Genomic DNA, 20,392 nt, shown 5'->3' with positions numbered 1-20,392 from the left:
CATGTTTTATCTCCTTGAATATGCTGGAGATACAATGTCTTTTTGCCAATTATGTTCCAAAAGGGATAAAGAGCCGCCAAAAAGGGATAGGAAAATACTTTAAACAAATGTTTGTTATGAGAAGTAAAATGGGGTTATACAATCCAAAATATCTTACTTATACCTGAAAAAGGCAGGCTATCCGTATACTATTATCATCGAATCTCTCATGTAAGAGAATAATTTAAAAAAATTGAATACTATCGTTTATTGGATTCTAGCTTATAAAGTAAGAGGTATATCTGCTTATTTTTATAAAAGTGTTACTGTTCTTATGGGAAGAATATTTATAAAATGAGATTAGAAGGCGCATTTGAAGATAAAAATAACTATCAATAATGTTCAATGCAGAATGTTATAAGAGATCATGGATTAAGTTAAAGAAAAAGCTTGTTGAAGTGTTATGACATCATAGTTGTTAATATGTTACACGGTAATTTTTTTGATATTTATTTTAGATGAAGAGCTTTATGAAATGAGTAAGATATATTTAGTTGTGAGTTGGCTTGCAGAGAAGGCATTATATTTTATGGTATAGAGAATAGATCAAGATTTTTTACACAATTGATTTGTGTTAAGAGGGTCTTCTTCATAGCTCATTGTTGTGTTAGAAGTGGGCTTTGTATGGTCGCAATTTTGGAGTAGGGCTGTTAATAGACCGTTTTTCTTCCTTGAATTTTGTAGATTCATTTTACTTGATATTGTATAAAAATACCATTGTTGTCGCGGGGAGGGTATGTAATATCAGTGTATTTTACCTATGATATCTATGAAAAAGGCTGATATGTGTTATAGCAAAGTGTTTGTACAGGAGAGCTTATTTAGGGCTAACTTTTTAGCTCATAAAATTTGTAAAACAAAATGCTGTCTATAAGAAAAGTAATATTTTTATAAAGTAAAATAATAAAACTTTTAATAACTATTATTTGCATATATAAGCATAAAATATAATTATATTTTTTTATATTTAACTAAATACTATTTAATAATTACCTAAAAAGTGTGATTTTCTTTATGATTCATAAATATAACTTGCTATTCATTGTACTTATCGTGTGTTTATCAACAGGAGGTTTGATTTCTACCGATATTTTTTTACCAGCACTGGGAGAGATGCGTCAATATTATCAAGTGACACAATCTCAAATTCAGAGTGCTGTGGCAGTTTTTTTGTTGGCATTAGCACTTGGACAACTCATTTATGGGCCGCTGAGTGATAATTTTGGGCGTAAAAAAACACTTCTATTGGGCTTATTCTTGTGGTTGTTTACGACACTTGGTGTGATTTATACGGTTCATATTCACGCTTTTCTTGTGTTACGTTTTTTGCAAGGTCTTGGTGCTTGTGCGGGACTTGTCTTAAGTCGTGCAATTATCAATGATTTATTGGATAAAAAAGCGGCTGGAAAACTTTATTTGATTGTTTTCCCTTTTATTGGAATGTCACCAGCACTTGCACCTTTCATTGGTGGACTTTTGATACAAGCTTTTCATTGGCAGTCAACTTTTATCTTTTTAAGCTTTTTTATATTTTTGACCATTTTGCTGTGTTGTTTTGTGCTAACCGAAACTCTACCTCCTCAGAAGCGGCAGCATTTTTCTCCGGTAGGATTTATGAAGGCATATTTAGGTGTCCTCAGAAATAAACAATTTATTTTTTATGCACTTATTCCGTGTTTTTCTTACGCTGCCTATTTTGCTTATATTGTGGAGTCGCCTTTTTTACTCACGACTTTGGGGTTATCACCGATACACATTAGTTATAGCTATATTGGTGTCTCATTGCCCTATATTTTGGGAAATCTTTTGGCGCGATGGTTTTTTGAACGCGAGTCTATGGAAAAGACTGTGGGGAGAGGGTACATTATTTTTGTGATAGGTGGTGTGCTGTTTGCTGTGCAAATGTATCTAAGCCCATGGCCCCTTGTGACAAGTTTTATGGCTATTGCTGTTCTGACTTTTGGTAATGGTTTTTTATTGCCTTTAGGAACGGCGTTGGCTATTTCATCGCATCCGAAAGCTGCTGGAGCGGCTTCTGGTGTTATGGGATCTTTGCAATTAGGAAGTGCGGCACTAAGTGCAGCGGTTATCGGAAAGATATCTGGCCATAGCCCACGGGCTATGGCAACTTTGTTAGCTGTGTGTTGCGCGATTGGTTTTATCATTTATATTTGCAAAGCGCGTCATTTTATGACTTCAGAAATAAACTGAGTGAAATGATAAAAAGAAAGCATTATGCGGAAATGTTTTTGATGTTTTTTACGAATGGGGTACCTGTACATTAGATGAATTTTTTTATTAAGTTGTTGGATTGAGTGGATTTAAAATTTGTTACAAGCTTAGTGTGAGTTTAACAAATCGATTATGATGGGGGGAGAGTATGAGCCTAGAGTTTCAACATATTTTCATTATATTGGATGGGAAAAGTTTTGGCTCTAATGCATGTTTTAAATAAGGGGAGGAATTGATCAATGAGCCTTCCTATTATTATTCTTTCTCCTGTAATGCCAATTTGGGATGGTGGTGTTTTTTGTTCTCCATTGACAAAGCGATGCTTATCAAAAGGATTTCCAGTCACTCTGCTGGATACCCTTTCTCTTTTTCCTAAGAGTTCTTATGTTCTCAATCATTCTGCTGTAGATATTTTATCTTTTATGGCAGAAAAACTTAAAAGCTATTTTAAAGAACCCGCAGTGCTTGTGGGATTTTCGATGGCTGGAACATTGGTACAAATATTGGCAGCACGGCTTCCCAATGTTCAAGCTGTGCTTGCTGTGAATGCACCTGGCTATCCTGATAAGGTTTTGAAACGGCGCCTTGGAGATATTCTTGTTTACTTAGAAAATAATGATTTGTCTGGGGCTTTGGAAATACTCAATGGTTTTATGCAGCCCTCTGATATTCTGAAAAAAAGAGTTTTATTGGAGGTTCCTGATGAACAAAAAAGCGTGGCAATAGAACGTATGACAAGAGGGTTTAAACTCTTATTAAAAATGGATGCTAGAGATGAGATTATCAAATACACTGGAAAATTTTTATCTTTGGTAGGGGAAAAGTCACAACTTGCAACGCTAGATAATCAGACGAAAAGTCATAATCTGAACCATGAATATAAGATTATCTCTGGAGCTGCTACGCGTTTGTGGGAGGATAATCCTACTATGACGAATGCAGTCATTGATGAGTGGATGGAGGGATTATGAAAAAGAAAGTTCTTGTGTTACCTGGTGATGGGATAGGACCAGAGGTTTGTGATGCTGCGCTGATGGTCTTAGAGCAATTCCAATTGCCGATTGAATTAACTTATGGCGATATTGGTTTTGAATGTTGGAAACAGGAAGGAGATCCTATTCCAAAAGAGACATGGCAGAAAATTGCTGAAAGTGATGCTGTTTTACTTGGGGCTGTGACCAGCAAAGGAAAAGAAGAGGCTTTAAAAGAACTTGCACCGCATTTAAGGGAGAAAGGACTTTCTTATGTCTCTCCCGTACTTCAGCTTCGCCAAAAATTAGGGTTGTTTGCGAATATACGCCCTGTAAGATACATCTTTGGTCCGAGAAAACCTTTTCATTTTTGTGTTATCAGAGAAAATAGTGAAGGCCTTTATGCTGGATTGGATTTTCGGGGTATTTCTCCTGAAACAGCCGTTTGGCTAAAACATCCAAATTTAACAAAATATGGGCTTGAGGAAGCTGCGTGGACAGTTCGTTTGCAGACACGCTTTGGTTTAGAGCGGTTATTTGAATACGCTTTTTCTTATGCAAGCAAATATGGCTTTAGGCGCGTTACTTTCGCTGATAAGCCCAATGTTATGAGAGAAAGTGGACAATTTTCTCGAGAAATTTTTGAGAAGATTGCGCAAAACTATCCGGAAATTGAAGCAGATATTCATCATGTTGACACGGTTGCTTTGTGGATTGCAACAAAGCCAGAGCAGTTTGGTGTGATTGTTGCTGAAAATATGTTTGGCAATATTCTCTCTGACCTTGGCTCTGGGATAATGGGGGGATTGGGACTTGCATCTCAAGCAAATGTGGGAAGTAAAATGGCTTATTTTGAACCTGTTTATGGAAGCGCACCACGTATTGCTGGACAAAATAAAGCAAATCCTTCTGCCATACTTTATACCACGGCTTTACTCTTAGAGCATTTAGGCTTTAAAGATGCAGCAAAACAATTATCTGAGAGTGTTGATCAGGTTATTCGTGCTGGAAAAACTGTACCTTATGATCTTGGAGGGGGCGCCTCTACGCGTCAAATGGCTGAAGTTGTTCGCAATTCTCTTGTGAATTCTGTCTCTGTGTGTCGAGCGGCGATTATTACCGTTGGTGATGAACTCCTTTCAGGACAATATTTGAATACGAATTTACAAGATTTAAGCCAAAGCTTAAACAAGAGAAATATTCAAATCACACGTCATTTTGTCTGTGCTGATCAATTACAGCAAATCAGTGAGACTGTTGTTTCTTGTCTTGGACAAGAAGATCTTGTCATTATCAGCGGGGGATTGGGACCAACATCAGATGACATAACACGGGATGCGGTTTCTCAAGCTGTAAAGCAGCCTTTGGTACATCATGAAGATGTTTGGCAAACAATAAAAGGTCAATTACAACGATTAGGGATTTTGGTGGATAAGAGTAATGCGCGTCAAGCATTGTTTCCAGAAACAGCAAAGGTGCTTGATAATCCTACAGGTACAGCACCGGGGTTTTATCTTTCTTGTGATAGAAGTACGCTTGTTGTTTTGCCTGGTCCGCCATCACAGGCTCTTGCGCTTTTAGAGAATTATTTAGAACATAATGAGAAGAAATATTCTTTTGTATCGCGTGCGGAGTATGCATGGACTTTGATTGGAATTGATGAAAGTACCATTGCGCAGTGGGTTGATGATCATTTTGAAAATGAGCCATTTGAACGGCATTTTTTATGGAAAAGCCCTTATGTTCTTGTACAGCTTGTTGGTCAATCAGAAGCGCCCTTGGAACAACATTTCGTGGAAGAATTTGAAAATCATTTTCACCCCTATTTGGTTGGTGCAGAAGTTACTACTGCTTCTAAACAATTAGCGATATATGCAGAAGTTCATTGGTTTTCCAATGATCCACGGCTTTTAAAATATTTTCAGCCTATAGAAAAAAGTACAAAAAATATTCCAAAGCTTGAGGTTGAAGTGAGCCTAGAGCCTTCGTTGGAGACATTAGAAAATCAAGAAGAAAGCCTTGGACATGCCACGATGACTATACGGATGAAAGGTTATGGTGATGATCGTGTAACTTTTCCCTATACGCGACCACTTTTAGGTGCTGTCTTACAAGAATATGCAGCTTGGTTGGTTTTAAAAAGAGTTTTGCAAACTGAGAAAAGCAAATGAACCTCTATGAAGACGTAAAAATATTGCTCCAATTATTGAACATTCTATATAAGAAGTATTTTGATCCTTTTCTTAAGTGGTTTTTATCTATAGCTTAAACTTTCTTTTGATGTGTAATTAAATGACTTTGCTTTATTCAAGATTAAGAAAAATTTTACGATATTAGGCTCGCTACATTCAATATTTATAATGATTAATTATTATTATAAATCAATATGTTATATTTCATAGAGTTGATGACAAGGAATTGAGAGACGTCATATGCCTCAAGCATTGTAAATAATTGAGATTCTTTGTAAATCAAAAAGCAATGTTGTGAAAAGACAAGAAGTCGTGTCATTTACAGGAAGGCTTTGCAAATTTTATTGAAAAACATATCTAGTTTATTGCGAATATATGCCATTCAGTTATCTGATAATAAATTATTGTAAAGAGTACATAAAATTTTTCCTTTAATTTTTTGTGTGATTGCACGATCCGTTGGGTATTCGCTTCCGAGGGGCGGTATTTTTCAATTTGATAACAGGAAGAACTATTTTTTCTGTAAGACGTGAAAGTTTAAGGAGTGATCATTTTACGCTTTTGTTTTCCTTTCGATTGGTGATTTTTAGGAATTTGTTTGGGAAAATATTTAATGCGGTGTGTTTGTGAATGTGGTTAAAAATATTTTACGCGTGTGTGGGAGAGAAATAAAAATGTGTCTTAATTGTTGATAAGAGTGTCAATGTTTTTGATGAACAAATTTTAGGCGTAATTCTTAGTATCTAGATGGCAAGTTCATTGCATTTTTTAAAGTTCGTGTCCTATCTGTTGTGATGCGCGGTGGTCTTTTTAAGCAAAAAAGAAAGGGCTTTTATGTATCAGATTGATTACAACAGTTATCGTTCTGTCAAGAGTTTTAATCGTCGCGTTCGTTTTCTTGTCATGCATTATACGGCTCTTGATTTTAAAGCCTCGATTATGGCGCTTACAGGAGAAAAGGTTAGTGCACATTATCTTGTTCCTGATCCTTCAGAGCAGACATATCGTGAGGCAGGCTTTAAGGACATGCGTATTTTTAATCTGGTTGATGAAAATGAGCGTGCATGGCATGCGGGTGTGAGTTCATGGGCTGGGCATAGTCATCTCAATGATGCATCTATCGGGATTGAAATCGTTAATTTAGCGACTGGTCATTCTGAGTCTCCAGAAGAGACAGTTGATTTTATGGCTTATCATGATGAGGGGGGGATATTTCCTCCTTATAATCCAATACAAATTGATGCCGTTAAGGAACTTGCATTGAATATTCTTCAACGGTATCCCGATATTATGCCAACTGATGTTGTGGGACACAGTGATATTGCTATTGGAAGAAAAAGTGATCCAGGAGCAGCTTTCCCATGGAGAGAACTTTATAGGGCAGGTATAGGAGCATGGTATGATGATGAACTAAAAAGTCATTATCAAGAGCAATTCTCTAAGAATTTTCCCCCCAAGGAAGATGTTTTGGCGAAGCTAAAATGTTATGGATATGACATTTCTGCTGCGTGTACCCAAACAGGATACAAAGATTTGATCCGAGCATTCCAACTTCATTTTCGTCAAGAAAATTATGATGGAATTCTAGATGTTGAAACAGCAGCAATTCTTTATGCATTGGTTGATAAATATTTTTCGTGAATTCAACGTGTTTTAATTGAAAATATGGTTATGATGACGTGTAAGCCTTTTTATTATCAAGAGAGGCTGCTTTTTGCCAATGTGCTTTATGTAAAAAGGGCATGAATCGTGTAAAAAATCTCATGTACGGTATAAGGCGTTTTATGAAAAAATAACGCTATAGAATGTTTTATGATTTGCAGAGATTAAATTTTACTGTTTTGTTGTCTTATATTTTGCTTCCTTTTAAAAACAAGTAAAGTCAAGATGTTGCGTGTATAATGGCATGTTCCTTACGCAAGATAAAACGATTTAATCAAAATGGACTTGTATTATATATTTACATGCTTGTTTTAAAGAAATGTCTTTTAGTGTGTATCACAACACATATTTTACAGCGACGTTCATAAAGAATATAATCTAAAATCCTCTATGAAGTGTATCCTCATTTTTATGCTTAATAAAAGTGCCGAACACCATTGTACACTTTGCCAGATCTCAATATTACTACAGCCCTTGGAAGTTAAAACGATTCATAAAAGGGTTTTCTTTACGCGTTTTTATTCATACGGCTCTTTCCGCTTGTCGTGTACAAGTGAATGGTTTTGGTTGATTGAAACATGGAATAGCTCTGAAATGGGGAATCTTACGCTATTCTGGACTCTCATTCAGCATGTAAAACAACAAATTGTCATTATAAATCAATGTGATGCAGATTCAAGAAAAATAGGGTCGTTTATAGATTGCTACTGATAGGAGTCTCTATTCTTTAGATGGGGAAGAGGTTAATTCATTTTTTGAATATATATCTATTTTCTCTTTTACTGCTTTAGGGGATATTTGCATCATTTTGACAACATGTTTCTTGATAATTAAGTTTTTTAATGCGAGGCAGTGTTGTAAAGTATTGTGTTTTAGGATGTTAATAGAAGACACATTCATGCATATCAAAAACACAATGATGTTTTGTTTTTTCAATATTTTATTTGTTCAGTGCAGAATTTATCTGAGAAGATCATGACCTCAATTAACAAAGGTTAGGTATAAATTACCAAGAAAGATTAATTTGGTAATAAAGCGAAGGGGTTTGCTTACACTTTAAAGGGCAAGCAAGAGATTGTTTGAATTGATGTGTAAGCACCAGGTATGCAGTGTTCTTATCAAGCACATCAGGTTAATTTTCTGAGAATGTTTTGGTGAAAGTCAGTAATTTTTTTTCAAAAAGACAAGAAAATAAGGATCAAGAAAGATGCTCATGATGTTTCATTTTAAAAATAAAACCTAGCAACATAAGTTGCTAGGTTTCAAAAGTTGTAGCTTAAATAGGATTAGAATGAACGCTGTAAACGGATCATACCTTGAAGAGCACTTTTTTTATTGAATAAATGCTTTTCATTATTATTTTGATCCTTCACAATGCGATCATCATTCCAATTAACATAGGTTAATTCAGGTGTAATCACAAATCCTGGAACCAATGTGTATGCAATATTTACAGAAGTTGCAAAGGTTTTTACAGCACTATAAGAAACTTGTGCATTCAAATTTGCTTTTGGCGTAAGCTTGTAAGTGGCACCTGCCCAAGCAGCCCATTTACCACCCCAGTTTGCATAGATCGTTGTGCTTTGTCGTGATAACTCATCATTTTCATTCACTGTGTAGTAATCAAGGCCATTTTTATAACCAGCCATTACCCATAGATTGAAACGATCGTTGATATTGAAATCTGCACGTACTTTTCCAGCCCACTTTTTGTAGTAAGTATCATATGCTGCAACCGCTGAAAAACCACCCCATTTTTGCATAAACTTTATACCCAAAACCACATTGGGTGTGTAATTTTTAATTGCTTTACTTGGAAGAGTATCCTTCATGATAGGAACAAGCTTATCATCTTTATCAATATAGTATCCGCTTATTCCAGGAAGAGCATCTGCATTATTGCCTAATTCAGCGCCGATAATAGCAGAAAAACCAGAGTCACCACTAAAGGTGTAGGAAATAAAATTGGTGCGTGTTGTACCCGCAGGCGCTATGCTGTCATCATTGAGAACATCTCCATAATCACCAGTCCAGCTGTTGAAAATTGTGTCATCAAGACCTACGCGAAAACCACCAAGTTCAATGTAAGCGGCTGCAAGCCTTGCAGCAGCGTTGTCTCTACCATCACCCCAGCTTGAGAAAATTCTTGCATATGAACGAAGTGTTCCCATTTCTGTTTCAGAAGCTGCTTGAAAAACAAGGGTGAGCCGTGATGCTGCGCCATAGGTTTTTCTTTTGTCTCTTAGTTCAGTTTCGGTTGTTGCATCGATATTATCACCGCCTATAAAATCAGTACGAACATTTCCTGATAAACGCATGCAGGTTTCTGTTCCAGGGATATAAAAATATCCTTTTCCGTAGGCATCACAAACGCGAACATATTCTACAGGTTCGGGTTCGGCGATAACTGTTGAAGCAGCATGTGCTCCAGAAATTGCTAAAAAAGCTGCTGTAGAGCTTAAAAAGAGGGATTTAATGTTCATATGGGATCTCCGAGGTCCGTTTAATCTTCTTGTAAAGAGTATTATTTACCTAACGCATTAAGGGCAAAGACATAAGTAAAATACGCGGCACTTATTATCTTAGCTATACTAATCTTTTTAGAGTTTCAAATATGAAATTACCTTTTTGTAATGTATACATGTACTATTCGAGATAATGTGGTAAAAAAGTCACAATTTTTGTTTTGTTAATTTTTTATCCCTATGGGCTCAATAGGAAAAAAAATTCAGATATTTGGGAAAAAAATCGAAAATGTCTTGAACTTTCTGTTGATACCATTTATGCCTCTCTGTTGGAGAGGTGGCCGAGTGGTCGAAGGCGCTCCCCTGCTAAGGGAGTAGGGCTCAAAAGGCTCTCGAGAGTTCGAATCTCTTCCTCTCCGCCATTGACACAAAATGAAATTGACACAAAATGAACTTGTCTATGCTCGAAATGGCATAACCTCAAAAGCCCAACATTTGCGGGCTTTTTTGCCATTTGCAATTGACTTACCCTCTATAAAGCTCCCCCCCATTTTTCTCTAATTTTTCTCCTATATATGCCCCTTTAAAGCGAAGTAGGGAGCTTTTAGTTATGGGAAATCAACTTTTAGTCATGGGAAATCAAGGGGTTGGCAATTGACCAGTTTGCACCAGTCTATGCCTAGCATTTACAACGTGTTTTCTGGAGCTCTGCAGGTAAAACGGCACGTATAACCTTTCTTCTTAACGAAAGGTATAGGATCCTCGCTCTGCCGGAAGGCTTTTTTAAGTTTCCTAATCAGTTCCTTCTTTTGTGTTTTGAGATTTTTGATATTGATATTATTGACGGCAACCTGATCGTTCCATCCTATAATGCCTTGTTTTTTAATAAAGATTGTAAGCAATACCCACTGTAAATTTGGCTCGTTAGTTTTCTTATTCAGCATATGAAGGTCTGCTGGCTCATAGCGTTGGGTTTCATTACCACAGGTGACTATGATTACCTCTCTCTTATGGGCCTTTTGTGTACGCTCATCATTTAGAAGCTGTTCTTCTTGCCACTCAAAGATAAATTTATCCCATGAAGCACTTGATGGGCTAGAAAATTTCTTACATTCTATTTTAGGATCAGGGTCTTTGATATTTGCAAAAAATGAGTTAAAGCTCTGCAAAGTTTTTTCAGCGTCTAGCAAGCAATTCTCGCCTTGCAAATTTTGTAATCCAATCAAATCTGAGCCTTTGGCACGAATAGAATTAATTCTAGCTTGTCCGATGTTATCAATGGACGGCAGAAGCAAAATGGCTGATTCGTCAAGTCCAATCACATGGTTGATTATGCTTTCCAGATCTCCATCGTAAATGTCGATTCCAAAGAAAACTGGATAACGAATGGTGCCCCGAGGAATATAGTAGCCAACTCTTATACAACTTGAGGAGCCCTCAATAGTTTGCACATCTTGTTTGAAAATAGATATGTTTTTTGTGAGATTAGCAATCAGACTTGCTATTTTCTTCAAGTTTAGAGAAAATATCCGTCTGTCGTTATCTGAGATTTCTAATTCTGGACAATTCGATGAATCATCATTGCACACGGCCAGCAATTTTCCGTTAGGCATTTTACAAATACGCCTACCGCAACAATACCCACTTTCACAATGAAGGTTATCATCAAGAACTGTTGTGCGATCAAACAGCGATGTAATTATATCCGTTTCACCAAAATGCCTGACTAAAAATGCATAGTTATGTTCATGCCGAGGCAGATTCGCTAGCTTTTTCCACATATTGTGATGCCTCTTTTTTCGGATTTTTTGGAATAATTAATTGCTGATCATTGATCCAGTCTTCAATAATCAAGCTGTCTTCGTCTCTACCAAATGTTGCTTGGTTTCCGGAACGAATACCAACCTTACGCGGCGTATTATTACCTTCAAAACAGACACTAAACTTAGCGTAAATGATATTTGCCTTGCTTGTACTCTCAAGTCCATTTTTCCTTATTAATGTACCCAAAAGATTTCCAGATTTTCTAATCTCAATTTCACCGCCCCAATCATATTGTAATTCCACGAGCCTGACGTCTTCTATGCCATCTACAGAAGCAAAGTTATGAGCGCTGGTTTGGATTTCACGCAATTTATCGAGTGAAAAGACTTTCTTTTCTGCAAAATAAGATTCATTGCCAAATATGTGCTTCCCGATACAGCGCAGATATTCTGGCAGCTGACCTTTTTTCCCATCAGTCCTCACACTGATGTCGTCAGTGTTACAATTATAAATCAGCAGATCATGGCATTGTGGATTATAAAAAATGCTCTGCGTTTCGCCATCTTTCATCTTCAGCTCTCGCTTTAGAGGCTTTCCATACTTGATCACGATACTAACCCGATGACCTTGTGGAAACATATAAACCCGACAATTTCTGAGGCGGTTATTGCTGGCAAACCACTCATCGAGTTCAGACTGTAGTGCTGTGATGATATCTTCAGATACGACTGGAAAATCTCGCTTTTGTCCTTGATCTCCCCAGAAGAAGCTAAAACCTCTGTAATTTTTAACTAAAGCCTTTGCATACTCTGTGTGAAAAAGGTTTTCTTGGTTTAAAAAACAATAAAGCGCAATATCCGCAGGAGAACTGTTTGGCTGATAATTAATCGTAATATTTTGATTTTTAGCCGCCAGTAAAAGAGAGTCCATTGCATCCTGACTAGACATTTCTGTTATCAGCTGCAGTGCTTCCATTAACTCATTGGTTTCATCAGAATCCTGCACACTATCATTGGGGCAGATAAATGCTTTTGTGACCTCTTCAAAATTCAGCACTCCATTTTCAAGACTAATGTCATGCGCCTTAAAAAAATTTGGAAACTTTTTAAATAGTTGAATAAGAAGCCCAGCGTCCAATTCGCCTAAGCTGTCTATATTTGTGAATACCTTTGGATTATATCTCGACATCGCCAATCTTCTGTTTCGTCGTTACAGGGGGGGGATTCAGTGTCAACACCCGAGCAGACGTGCCCGAGCAGACTTGTAAGTCCTTCCCAATTATTTTAAGTTCATCTTGTTGTCCTATGATGATGGGTTTTAGTTTCTGATTTTCAGGGTGCAGTTCAATATGCTCCCCTTCAATAGTTAGCCGCTTTACAGTGGCTTCTTCGCTGACCATAGCCCCAACAATATCGCTGTTTTTAGCAATTGGCTGTTGGTGCACAACAACGTAATCTCCCTTGAAAATGTCAGCATCAATCACACTGTCGCCTTGTACTTTGAGCGCAAAGTATTTCCCGTGCAGCACACTACTTGGCATCATGACCTGACCAATCCAGTTTTCAAGGGCAAGAATCGGTTGGCAAGCTGCTACCATCCCCAATAAAAAAACAGCCGTCAGATTGGTTTTATATGACGTTTGTGCGTGAAGGATTTCGATGAATCGCGCTTTTCGCGCCTGTCTGCGAATGTAGCCTTTATCTTCCAGTCTCTTGAGCCCTTCAAACACACTGGGTCCTTTCACACCCAATTCCACAGCAAACTCTTGTACTTCCGTGGGTGGATATCCCCATGGCACATCTCAAGCGTTCAACAGCCTGTAAAAACGCATTCTACGCGTTTGTCAGCTACTCCACAGCTTTCTTTCAATTTAGATAAAGATCTAATGTAAATTAGGTTATTTTGATTCGCAAGCCTACTTTGATTCAATGCACAGCATTGACTGAACCGACAGTTTTCAAGTCATTTCAGTAAGTAACTCCTTGAACGACGAAATTATTTTCAAGGAGGTCACTTATGTCTTCACTTTCCCCAAACCTTATCAATGAACGAGATCGCTGCAATGAAGTGGCTCGTTTACTGGTACTTGGCATCCTGCGTTGAAAGATGCGCTTTAACTGTCAGAAAGTAGCAACTCATCCCTCTAATTCATTAGACTTCAGAGTTTTTCCAAGCGTTCATGCCCATGACGAAGAACCAAAAAACCAAGGAGAAACAGATGAATAAAACACTTCTGGCGCGTGTCGCTGCACTCCAAAACATGCCGTTATCTGACCTAAAAGCATTGTGGCGAGATGTGTATCAGGACGAGCTACTCGGTTTGGTCATAAGAGCCATATTGTCCGCAGGTTGGCCTATCGCCTGCAAGAGCTTGCTTACGGCGTTGATCTGCAGATCGAGAACCGGATCGAGCAGCAGGCCAATGACCTACTTGGATCAGGCACAAGTAGCAAGCCGAAGCGCAAGATACAATATCGGCGGCCTATCCCCAGCACCAAATTGGTGCGGGAATATAAAGGCATTGAATATATAAAGGCATCGAATATCAGGTCACCATTTTAGAAGAAGGTTATGAATATGCAGGCTGCCTATACAAAAGCCTGTCCAAAGTTGTGCTGTCCATAACAGGCAGCAGCTGGTCAGGATCTGCTTTCTTCGGATTGAACAACAAAGCACAAGAAAGCAAACATTGAGCAAAACTACACTAAAAAACGCTGCGCGATTTATACGCGTAAATCAACCGAAGAAGGCTTGGATATGGAGTTCAGCAGCTTTGATTCCCAACGGCGAGGCTTGTGAATCCTACATTGCCTCACAAAAGCATGAAGACTGGTTTCAGCTTCCTGATAACGATGATGAGGGCGGATTTACAGGCGGCAATATGGATCGCCCGGACTTAAAGCGCCTGATGGATGACATCAAAAGTGGCTTGATTGATACGGTCGTTGTTGTACAAGGTTGACCGCTTATCCCACTCCTTGGCTGATTTTGCCAAGTTGATTGAGCTGTTTGAAGAACACAAAGTGTCTTTTGTTTTTGTTACCCAGCAATTCAACACCACCACATCGATGGGCCGATTGACACTGAACATTTTGCCTAGTTTGAACGTGAAGTTATCGGCGAACGTATCTGCCATAAATTGGCGGTATCCAAACGCAAAGGCATGTGAATGGGCGGTGTTACGCCTATGAGCTATGTGGTGAAAAACCGCAAGCTCGTAATTGAACCAGATGAGGCTGAGGGCATCGGTAAAATATTTGATCTGTTTTTGATGACCAAATCCCCCATAGAAATGGCAAAGATGCTGCCGCGCATGGGAGTTCTCAGTAAGTAGTGTACGACTAAAACGGACGCGTTATCGGTGACAAGGCACTGGATAAAGGCGTTCTCTATAAAATTCTTCAGAGCCCCATCTATATCGGCAAGATCAAACATAAGGACCAGATCTACGAAGGCCGCCATCCAGCTATCATTGATATGGATACATGGAATAAAGTTCGCGCCACCCGTGAAAGAGAACACCATCAAACGAGGCACAATCACGTGGAAGAAAACCAAGGCCATTTTGATGGGACTTTTGAAGTGCAGCGAATGTGAATGTGGATTGGTAGCAAACCATACCCGTAAAAAAGGTGGCAGGCTTTATCACTATTACACCTGTGAACACTACAGCAAAGTTCGTAACGTCAGCGCAAACGAAATGGAATCTTTGATTTTGAACCAGCTTCAAGCTGTTTTTTCCTCGCCGGAGATGATCATGGAAACATGGCGAGAAGCCAAAAAAAGAGGATGAGTCCATTACGGAGCATGAGGTTTATAGCAATTTGAATGACATCGTTCCGATCTGGAAAGAGCTTTATCCAGCTGAAAAGCAGCGCATCTTTGAGCTGATGATTGAAAAAGTCGTTGTGAATTATGGGTTGGTCGACATTTGGATCATGGCTGCATGCATGGAGAGTTTGGCGCGAGAATTGGATGAGCAAGACAAGCGATTGCAAGGCATTTCAACCAAGAAACTGGAGGAGCAAGCATGGATAAATGCGTAAAAATGATGGCGAACAATACGATTTCAATACGGGTGCTGATGCGGATCGAGAAATACGGTGGTAAAAAATGTTCATTTTTCCCCGAATTCTATCAAAAGACCCCGCCTCAAAAAGCCTCTAAACTGGATGAGACTCTCACGACAGCCAAAGCCTATTACTGGCAAAACTTGGCCTATTACTGGCAAAACTTGCTTGATACGGGACGCTACAAATCAATTGTTGACATGTCGCGCCAACGCAAAATCAACACCTCCTATATGTCACGGATATTGCGCCTGAATCAGCTTGCTCCGCAGATTAAAAGAGCCATATTGGATGGAACGCAGCTACGTCAATAGAGCTTGCAAGATATGCAAACATCATTTCCAGATATTTAGGGCGAGCAATTGAAGTATTTTGGATTTGCCTAATCTCGCCTCGGTGAAATTTCACCGAACACCTTGAAATTTTTTTCAAAAAAATTTGCCTCCACCAAAGCCCTGCATGTCGGGGCTTTTTTTGTTTTTGTATCTCTTTAAACGGCCCATTTCACCCGCCTTCAGTGAGTTTTCGCCAGTCCCAGTTGACCCGCCCTTGTGGCGGCTAACTGCAATTGGAGACAAAACCATGAGCAAAAACAACTATGAAGGCATTCATTCTTATGTCGTAAACCAAGTCCGTTATCACGCACGCAGCCTGATGCGGCATTCAGCCATTCATGGCGTAGAAGTCGAGGACCTCGAGCAAGAGCTAATGCTGGATTATATATCCCGAAAGAAGGCTTATGATCCCGAAAAAGCAAAATGGTCGACCTTTGTTGACCGCATCCTCAACCACAAATGTGCCAGCCTGATTGAAGCAGCCCGCGCACAAAAACGTGGCTCTCGTATCAGTAACTTTTCACTCGATGCATGGCTTGAGGATAAGGACGGCGAAGATAATGCTTTGCCTGACCCTACAACTGAAGACCTGACCAGCCGCGATCTTCAAATCGACCTTGAACAGGCTGTTCAGCAGATGCCGTCGCATCTGGTGTTGCTGCTGATTGATCTGCGGACGCTCAGCATCAGTGAAATCTCCCGAAAAACAAAAACCCCACGTTCAACCCTCTACGGGACGCTGTCCGAATTGCGCGGATCGCTGAAGGAACGTGGCTTTGCGGAATATCTGCACTGAGCTTCCGACAGTTTTTGATCCATTTCGGTAAGTAACTCCTTGAAGGCAAGAAAATATGCCGGGTTCTCGCGGAAATAGAAGACCCCAACAGGAAATACCGCGACCGCTTTGCTCTTTGGGCGGCGTCAGAACCCAGCAGCCGGAGACGACATGACCAAAGAGCAATTTTTAACCCACGAAATCAAGGAGGTTTCATGTTTAAATCATTGTTACAAAAACTGATTAAATTCAGCTACTACGCCAAACATGTTCCGGCATTTATTCAAATTCTGGCGCTTGGTGCTATTCCCGAAAATACCATCAAACCGATCCATGAGGCAACTCTGGATGATCTTGCGTTTGCCGTACAGGTTTTGGATAAAGAACAAAGCGCCATTTATAAGCGCCTGTCTGCCATCTGTGAGCTTTACACAGAAGCGCGTGCTAAAGGTGCTTTAGGCGCTGAAAACATTGTGGATGCACTCTCCCGCAAAGGAGGTGCCCAATGAGCCTTCCTATCATCTCAGCTGATGAACGCTTGAAAGAAACCAAAGGCATCAAATGGTGCATCTTCGGTAAAAGCGGTATCGGCAAAACATCACTGCTCTGGACGCTTCCCGCTGAAAAGACGCTGTTCTTTGATCTTGAGGCCGGCGATCTGTCCATTAAAGGCTGGCAAGGCGACACCATTTGTCCGCGTACATGGCAGGTTTGCCGCAATATTGCGGCTTTTATTGGTGGTTCGAACCCTACCTTGCGTGATAAGCAGCCATATAGCCAAGCCCATTATGATGCCGTCACTACCAAATATGGTGATGCCGGAGCACTTGATAGATACGACACGATCTTCGACAGCATCACGATTGCGGACGTATGTGTTTTAACTGGTGCAAGGGCTAGCCGCAGGCATTTTCTGACAAAAATGGAAAGCCTGATACTCGTTGTGCCTACGGCCTACATGGTCAGGAAATGATCGCGTGGCTCACGCATCTGTAGCGCACACGCGGCAAGAATATCTGGTTTGTCGGCATTTTGGACGAAAAGATCGACGATTTTAATCGCCGTTTCTTCCAGCCAAAAATTGAAGGCAGCAAAACCGCATTAGAGCTACCCAGTATTGTCGATCAGATCATCACTATGACTGAGATGATAAGCCCCGAAGGCAAGTCATTTTGAGCCTTTATCAGCCACACCATCAGTGATGCCGGATACTCCGCCAAGGATCCGCTTTGGTCGTCTTGATCTGATGGAAGAGCCTCATCTTGGCCTCCTCATGCAAAAGATTGTGGGCAAAACTAAGCCTGCTGCCGAACGCCTCATGTTCTCAATTGAACAGGACGCGTTTGCCAGCAGCACCCCTGATTCCCAACAAAACAACGAAACACAAGGAGGACAAGAATGAGTTGAAACGATTTTAATAGTGCAGATGATCAAAGCGGATTTGATGTCATCCCCAAAGGAACGCTGGCTAAGGTTCTTATGACCATTAAGCCCAGCGGCTATGATGATGCGTCGGGTGGCTGGGCGACATGCAGTAACACCACAGGCGCAGTGTATTTGAACTGTGAGTTTGTGGTGTTGGAAGGCAAATATGCCTGCCGCAAAATCTGGAGCTTGATTGGGCTTTATAGTTCTAAAGGACCGGACTGGGCCAATATTGTTCACACGTTTATCAAAGGGATTATGAACGCGTCTCGCGGCGTGTCCAACAAGGACAATTCTCCAGCTGCTCAGAATGCCCGCTGTATCAACGGCCTTGGTGATCTGGATGGTGTCAAGTTTGCAGCCCGCATCGATATAGAGAAAGACCATAACGGTGACGACAAGAACGTCATCAAACTGTCCATCACACCGGATCATAAGGAATATGCTTTCTTGATAGGTGCTGTATCCGGTGCAGCTTTTGCGCCTCAATCCAATAGTGATCGGTATGCATCTGCAAGTTCTGCCAGCAACCTGCTGTTATGGGCACAATGATTAAGAGGGCGGCATGTTACTCAGACCAAGACAAAAGGAGCTCGTCTCCAAGACAGTTGATGCGCTCTATACCCACGGCAATACGCTTGCAGTTGCGCCAACAGGTGCAGGCAAGACGATCATGCTTTCAGCAGTGCTGGGACACATGTTTGAACGCGATATTAAACGCGCCTGTGTGCTTGCTCACTGTGATGAGCTGACCTTTCAAAATGAGGGCAAGTTCAAACGGGTTAATTCAGCGCTTTCCACCAGTATTTTCAATGCGAATGAGAAAAGCTGGGATGGCCAAGTGGCCTCTGCCATAGTGCAACCCCTATCGCGGGAGAGCAATTTGCCATCATTACCGCTGCTTGATGCATTGGTGATTGATGAATCCCACCATGCCTTGGCCTATAGCTATATGCGGGTCATTGAGCATGCACAGCGTTTCAATCCGAACAATTGGAATGCATTTTAGATATGCACAAGGATCAGAATATAGCGTCAATATGAAAGATTTATCTGAGGTTGGTGGTGTCATGTCAAATCCTGTGCACACAAACGGTCTGAATTCGTATGAGAATGCAAAGTATTGCGATTTTTTAAGTTCCATTTGCACGACATTATCTTCACTCAAAAAAGCTTCTACTTTGTCTTTAGAAATTATGGCATCTACATAGGGCTCGCCATTATCTCCAGAGATAGTGATACAAAGTTTACTTGGATTGTAGGTATTTCTCACAACTAACTGCAAACACAAAGTAGGGTTAATTTCATATTCATACATAATTTATTGCTTCTCGTCCGTTGTGATAATACTGCTTTCACTAACCTCTAAAGCTCTGTAAACTATTGCGTTACCATACACTTCTGCATTACAATAAACACTTGCATTTTCATAAATATTTGCAAAATAACAAAATTTTGAGTTATCAAATACCTTGGCATTGTTGTAAATTTTTGCATCGCCAAAAAATATGGCATCATGCCAAATCCAACAGTTGCCCTCACGACTTAAGTTGTATTCATTTTCTATAAAGCCGCCTAAATCACCTGCTTTAACCTTACCAAAGATATAACCAAAATCTTTTAAAGCACGAAAGCGGCGGAGCGTTTTGCCATCAATTTCGGTTGTTTCATCAGTCATTTCGTATTTCTTTTTCATGATTTTACTCCTTTAAGTTAGACTCTGCCTTTGTTGTTCTTTGCAAAAGAACGGCATTGCATTGTGTGGTCAATTTTTTGAAAAGGGGGCCGTCTTTTAACAAACGCTCTGTATAGTGAGGGTAGTTTGGAATGACATCCCAAAGAGTTAAACGGTTTTGCTGTTCAGATGTCCCGTATGTTTCATCTTCATATCGCTGCTGTTCGATTTCTTCTAAAAAAACGTATGCCGAACTATGCTTAATAAAATCGTGAGGTATGTTTTCATTTAAGTACTGCTCTTCACATTCTTTAAGATAGAATTCGGCAATAACTTCAGAGATATTTTCACACTGGTTTGTTTTAGGTTCGATACGCAAGATTTGAACAGCATTATCGGCTTGGTCGATAAATTTTATAATGTCCTTTTCTTCGAAGAAAGTTCCATATTTAGCGAGATTTTGCACATCACTAAGAGAATTTCATCAGATTTTATAAACACTGGTTTATTCACAACAGCCTCCATTATCAAAATATTTAAACACACTTTGAAAAAAACGCCTTGATATAGGTTTTTTATTTAAGGTATGGAGACGAATATATGTAAATATGCAAGCAGCCAATGTTTCGGCGGATCGTGATGTCAACATTGATGCTGGTAATAATATCACACTATCAGAAAGCTATGATACCTCTAACGCAAAAGAAAACCATGAAAAGTCTTTTGCTGGTGTGACAGGCTCTGTCAATGTGGGCATTCTTGGTGCCGTACAAGATGTAAGGGATGC

The 20,392-nt window shown here is 39.7% G+C and carries 24 protein-coding genes, 1 tRNA gene and 2 pseudogenes; 21 read left to right on the top strand and 6 right to left on the bottom strand.

Annotation, left to right across the window (positions count from 1 at the left end):
• Positions 1–1,053: 1,053 nt before the first annotated feature.
• The 4 genes from ACFIKU_RS08475 to ACFIKU_RS08460 all read left to right on the top strand — a co-directional run bounded on the left by ACFIKU_RS08475 (position 1,054) and on the right by ACFIKU_RS08460 (position 7,075).
• On the top strand, positions 1,054–2,250 hold the full coding sequence (locus tag ACFIKU_RS08475) for a multidrug effflux MFS transporter (RefSeq protein WP_375657238.1): 1,197 nt from the start codon (positions 1,054–1,056) through the stop codon (positions 2,248–2,250).
• Between the two features lie 260 nt (positions 2,251–2,510).
• On the top strand, positions 2,511–3,242 hold the full coding sequence (locus ACFIKU_RS08470; RefSeq protein ID WP_375657237.1) for an alpha/beta fold hydrolase: 732 nt from the start codon (positions 2,511–2,513) through the stop codon (positions 3,240–3,242).
• Positions 3,239–5,413: an isocitrate/isopropylmalate family dehydrogenase gene (locus ACFIKU_RS08465; RefSeq protein WP_375657236.1), complete on the top strand. Its 2,175-nt coding sequence runs from the start codon at positions 3,239–3,241 to the stop codon at positions 5,411–5,413. The genes ACFIKU_RS08470 and ACFIKU_RS08465 overlap by 4 nt, the downstream gene beginning before the upstream one ends.
• Before the next feature lie 855 nt (positions 5,414–6,268).
• Positions 6,269–7,075 carry an N-acetylmuramoyl-L-alanine amidase gene (locus ACFIKU_RS08460; protein WP_375657235.1) on the top strand — a complete coding sequence of 269 codons (807 nt, stop codon included), beginning with the start codon at positions 6,269–6,271 and terminating at the stop codon, positions 7,073–7,075.
• A gap of 1,307 nt (positions 7,076–8,382) precedes the next feature.
• Here ACFIKU_RS08460 and ACFIKU_RS08455 read toward each other — a convergent pair.
• Positions 8,383–9,579, bottom strand: a complete 1,197-nt coding sequence (locus tag ACFIKU_RS08455) for a porin (protein WP_375642522.1) — start codon at positions 9,577–9,579, stop codon at positions 8,383–8,385.
• A gap of 313 nt (positions 9,580–9,892) precedes the next feature.
• Here ACFIKU_RS08455 and ACFIKU_RS08450 point away from each other — a divergent pair.
• Positions 9,893–9,983 (top strand) — tRNA-Ser (locus ACFIKU_RS08450).
• Between the two features lie 264 nt (positions 9,984–10,247).
• Here ACFIKU_RS08450 and ACFIKU_RS08445 read toward each other — a convergent pair.
• Genes ACFIKU_RS08445 through lexA form a run of 3 tightly spaced genes read right to left on the bottom strand, consistent with a single transcriptional unit; the run spans position 10,248 to position 13,123 of the window.
• Entirely contained in the window at positions 10,248–11,342 is a 1,095-nt protein-coding gene (locus ACFIKU_RS08445) for a hypothetical protein (protein ID WP_375657234.1), read from the bottom strand.
• Positions 11,308–12,513 carry a hypothetical protein gene (locus ACFIKU_RS08440; protein WP_375657233.1) on the bottom strand — a complete coding sequence of 402 codons (1,206 nt, stop codon included), beginning with the start codon at positions 12,511–12,513 and terminating at the stop codon, positions 11,308–11,310. The genes ACFIKU_RS08445 and ACFIKU_RS08440 overlap by 35 nt, the downstream gene beginning before the upstream one ends.
• Entirely contained in the window at positions 12,500–13,123 is a 624-nt protein-coding gene (gene lexA / locus ACFIKU_RS08435) for a transcriptional repressor LexA (protein ID WP_375657232.1), read from the bottom strand. Before lexA ends, ACFIKU_RS08440 begins: the two co-directional genes overlap by 14 nt.
• A 488-nt stretch (positions 13,124–13,611) precedes the next feature.
• Here lexA and ACFIKU_RS08430 point away from each other — a divergent pair, with 488 nt between their 5' ends.
• The 15 genes from ACFIKU_RS08430 to ACFIKU_RS08360 all read left to right on the top strand — a co-directional run bounded on the left by ACFIKU_RS08430 (position 13,612) and on the right by ACFIKU_RS08360 (position 18,939).
• On the top strand, positions 13,612–13,887 hold the full coding sequence (locus tag ACFIKU_RS08430) for a DUF2924 domain-containing protein (protein ID WP_375657231.1): 276 nt from the start codon (positions 13,612–13,614) through the stop codon (positions 13,885–13,887).
• Positions 13,851–14,018 carry a DUF2924 domain-containing protein gene (locus ACFIKU_RS08425; RefSeq protein ID WP_375657240.1) on the top strand — a complete coding sequence of 56 codons (168 nt, stop codon included), beginning with the start codon at positions 13,851–13,853 and terminating at the stop codon, positions 14,016–14,018. Before ACFIKU_RS08430 ends, ACFIKU_RS08425 begins: the two co-directional genes overlap by 37 nt.
• Positions 14,015–14,287, top strand: coding sequence for a hypothetical protein (locus tag ACFIKU_RS08420; RefSeq protein ID WP_375657230.1), 273 nt, complete (start codon positions 14,015–14,017; stop codon positions 14,285–14,287). The genes ACFIKU_RS08425 and ACFIKU_RS08420 overlap by 4 nt, the downstream gene beginning before the upstream one ends.
• Positions 14,259–14,516 carry a recombinase family protein gene (locus ACFIKU_RS08415; protein WP_375657229.1) on the top strand — a complete coding sequence of 86 codons (258 nt, stop codon included), beginning with the start codon at positions 14,259–14,261 and terminating at the stop codon, positions 14,514–14,516. The genes ACFIKU_RS08420 and ACFIKU_RS08415 overlap by 29 nt, the downstream gene beginning before the upstream one ends.
• A complete protein-coding gene (locus tag ACFIKU_RS08410) occupies positions 14,495–14,659 on the top strand; it encodes a hypothetical protein (protein WP_375642528.1) in 165 nt (54 codons plus the stop codon). Before ACFIKU_RS08415 ends, ACFIKU_RS08410 begins: the two co-directional genes overlap by 22 nt.
• 23 nt (positions 14,660–14,682) lie before the next feature.
• A complete protein-coding gene (locus ACFIKU_RS08405) occupies positions 14,683–14,922 on the top strand; it encodes a recombinase family protein (protein ID WP_375657239.1) in 240 nt (79 codons plus the stop codon).
• Complete coding sequence (locus ACFIKU_RS08400; protein WP_375657228.1) at positions 14,834–15,118, top strand: zinc ribbon domain-containing protein; 285 nt, start codon at positions 14,834–14,836, stop codon at positions 15,116–15,118. The genes ACFIKU_RS08405 and ACFIKU_RS08400 overlap by 89 nt, the downstream gene beginning before the upstream one ends.
• Before the next feature lie 31 nt (positions 15,119–15,149).
• Positions 15,150–15,371, top strand: coding sequence for a hypothetical protein (locus ACFIKU_RS08395; RefSeq protein ID WP_375642530.1), 222 nt, complete (start codon positions 15,150–15,152; stop codon positions 15,369–15,371).
• Positions 15,356–15,709 carry a hypothetical protein gene (locus tag ACFIKU_RS08390; RefSeq protein WP_375657227.1) on the top strand — a complete coding sequence of 118 codons (354 nt, stop codon included), beginning with the start codon at positions 15,356–15,358 and terminating at the stop codon, positions 15,707–15,709. Before ACFIKU_RS08395 ends, ACFIKU_RS08390 begins: the two co-directional genes overlap by 16 nt.
• 268 nt (positions 15,710–15,977) lie before the next feature.
• On the top strand, positions 15,978–16,526 hold the full coding sequence (locus tag ACFIKU_RS08385) for a sigma-70 family RNA polymerase sigma factor (protein WP_375642532.1): 549 nt from the start codon (positions 15,978–15,980) through the stop codon (positions 16,524–16,526).
• A 194-nt stretch (positions 16,527–16,720) separates the two neighbouring features.
• Complete coding sequence (locus ACFIKU_RS08380) at positions 16,721–17,014, top strand: hypothetical protein (RefSeq protein WP_375657226.1); 294 nt, start codon at positions 16,721–16,723, stop codon at positions 17,012–17,014.
• Positions 17,011–17,478, top strand: a complete 468-nt coding sequence (locus ACFIKU_RS08375; protein ID WP_375657225.1) for an AAA family ATPase — start codon at positions 17,011–17,013, stop codon at positions 17,476–17,478. Before ACFIKU_RS08380 ends, ACFIKU_RS08375 begins: the two co-directional genes overlap by 4 nt.
• 228 nt (positions 17,479–17,706) lie before the next feature.
• Complete coding sequence (locus tag ACFIKU_RS08370) at positions 17,707–17,907, top strand: hypothetical protein (RefSeq protein WP_375657224.1); 201 nt, start codon at positions 17,707–17,709, stop codon at positions 17,905–17,907.
• A 77-nt stretch (positions 17,908–17,984) separates the two neighbouring features.
• Positions 17,985–18,482 carry a hypothetical protein gene (locus ACFIKU_RS08365; RefSeq protein ID WP_375642535.1) on the top strand — a complete coding sequence of 166 codons (498 nt, stop codon included), beginning with the start codon at positions 17,985–17,987 and terminating at the stop codon, positions 18,480–18,482.
• Positions 18,483–18,495: 13 nt separating this feature from the next.
• Positions 18,496–18,939, top strand: coding sequence for a DEAD/DEAH box helicase (locus tag ACFIKU_RS08360; protein WP_375642536.1), 444 nt, complete (start codon positions 18,496–18,498; stop codon positions 18,937–18,939).
• A gap of 312 nt (positions 18,940–19,251) precedes the next feature.
• Here ACFIKU_RS08360 and ACFIKU_RS08355 read toward each other — a convergent pair whose 3' ends face one another.
• On the bottom strand, positions 19,252–19,626 hold the full coding sequence (locus ACFIKU_RS08355; protein ID WP_375642537.1) for a hypothetical protein: 375 nt from the start codon (positions 19,624–19,626) through the stop codon (positions 19,252–19,254).
• Between the two features lie 103 nt (positions 19,627–19,729).
• A pseudogene (locus ACFIKU_RS08350) lies at positions 19,730–20,118 on the bottom strand (hypothetical protein); the annotation flags it as partial.
• 89 nt (positions 20,119–20,207) lie between these two features.
• On the opposite strand from ACFIKU_RS08350, the pseudogene ACFIKU_RS08345 reads away from it, so the two are divergent.
• Positions 20,208–20,392, top strand: a pseudogene (locus tag ACFIKU_RS08345) (hypothetical protein); the annotation flags it as partial.

The sequence above is a fragment of the Bartonella sp. CM120XJJH genome, assembly GCF_042194715.1.
Classification (GTDB): domain Bacteria; phylum Pseudomonadota; class Alphaproteobacteria; order Rhizobiales; family Rhizobiaceae; genus Bartonella.
Note: the sequence above shows the minus strand (reverse complement) of the source record. Positions and strands in the feature narration are given on the sequence as shown.

Bases quoted from the DNA above. Each gene is read 5' to 3' on its own strand.
- ACFIKU_RS08475 (WP_375657238.1), top strand. From the start codon at position 1,054: ATGATTCATAAATATAACTTGCTATTCATTGTACTTATCGTGTGTTTA.
- ACFIKU_RS08470 (WP_375657237.1), top strand. From the start codon at position 2,511: ATGAGCCTTCCTATTATTATTCTTTCTCCTGTAATGCCAATTTGGGAT.
- ACFIKU_RS08465 (WP_375657236.1), top strand. From the start codon at position 3,239: ATGAAAAAGAAAGTTCTTGTGTTACCTGGTGATGGGATAGGACCAGAG.
- ACFIKU_RS08460 (WP_375657235.1), top strand. From the start codon at position 6,269: ATGTATCAGATTGATTACAACAGTTATCGTTCTGTCAAGAGTTTTAAT.
- ACFIKU_RS08455 (WP_375642522.1), bottom strand. From the start codon at position 9,579: ATGAACATTAAATCCCTCTTTTTAAGCTCTACAGCAGCTTTTTTAGCA.
- ACFIKU_RS08445 (WP_375657234.1), bottom strand. From the start codon at position 11,342: ATGTGGAAAAAGCTAGCGAATCTGCCTCGGCATGAACATAACTATGCA.
- ACFIKU_RS08440 (WP_375657233.1), bottom strand. From the start codon at position 12,513: ATGTCGAGATATAATCCAAAGGTATTCACAAATATAGACAGCTTAGGC.
- ACFIKU_RS08410 (WP_375642528.1), top strand. From the start codon at position 14,495: ATGGGCGGTGTTACGCCTATGAGCTATGTGGTGAAAAACCGCAAGCTC.
- ACFIKU_RS08390 (WP_375657227.1), top strand. From the start codon at position 15,356: ATGGATAAATGCGTAAAAATGATGGCGAACAATACGATTTCAATACGG.
- ACFIKU_RS08385 (WP_375642532.1), top strand. From the start codon at position 15,978: ATGAGCAAAAACAACTATGAAGGCATTCATTCTTATGTCGTAAACCAA.
- ACFIKU_RS08380 (WP_375657226.1), top strand. From the start codon at position 16,721: ATGTTTAAATCATTGTTACAAAAACTGATTAAATTCAGCTACTACGCC.
- ACFIKU_RS08375 (WP_375657225.1), top strand. From the start codon at position 17,011: ATGAGCCTTCCTATCATCTCAGCTGATGAACGCTTGAAAGAAACCAAA.
- ACFIKU_RS08370 (WP_375657224.1), top strand. From the start codon at position 17,707: ATGCCGGATACTCCGCCAAGGATCCGCTTTGGTCGTCTTGATCTGATG.
- ACFIKU_RS08365 (WP_375642535.1), top strand. From the start codon at position 17,985: ATGACCATTAAGCCCAGCGGCTATGATGATGCGTCGGGTGGCTGGGCG.
- ACFIKU_RS08360 (WP_375642536.1), top strand. From the start codon at position 18,496: ATGTTACTCAGACCAAGACAAAAGGAGCTCGTCTCCAAGACAGTTGAT.
- ACFIKU_RS08355 (WP_375642537.1), bottom strand. From the start codon at position 19,626: ATGAAAAAGAAATACGAAATGACTGATGAAACAACCGAAATTGATGGC.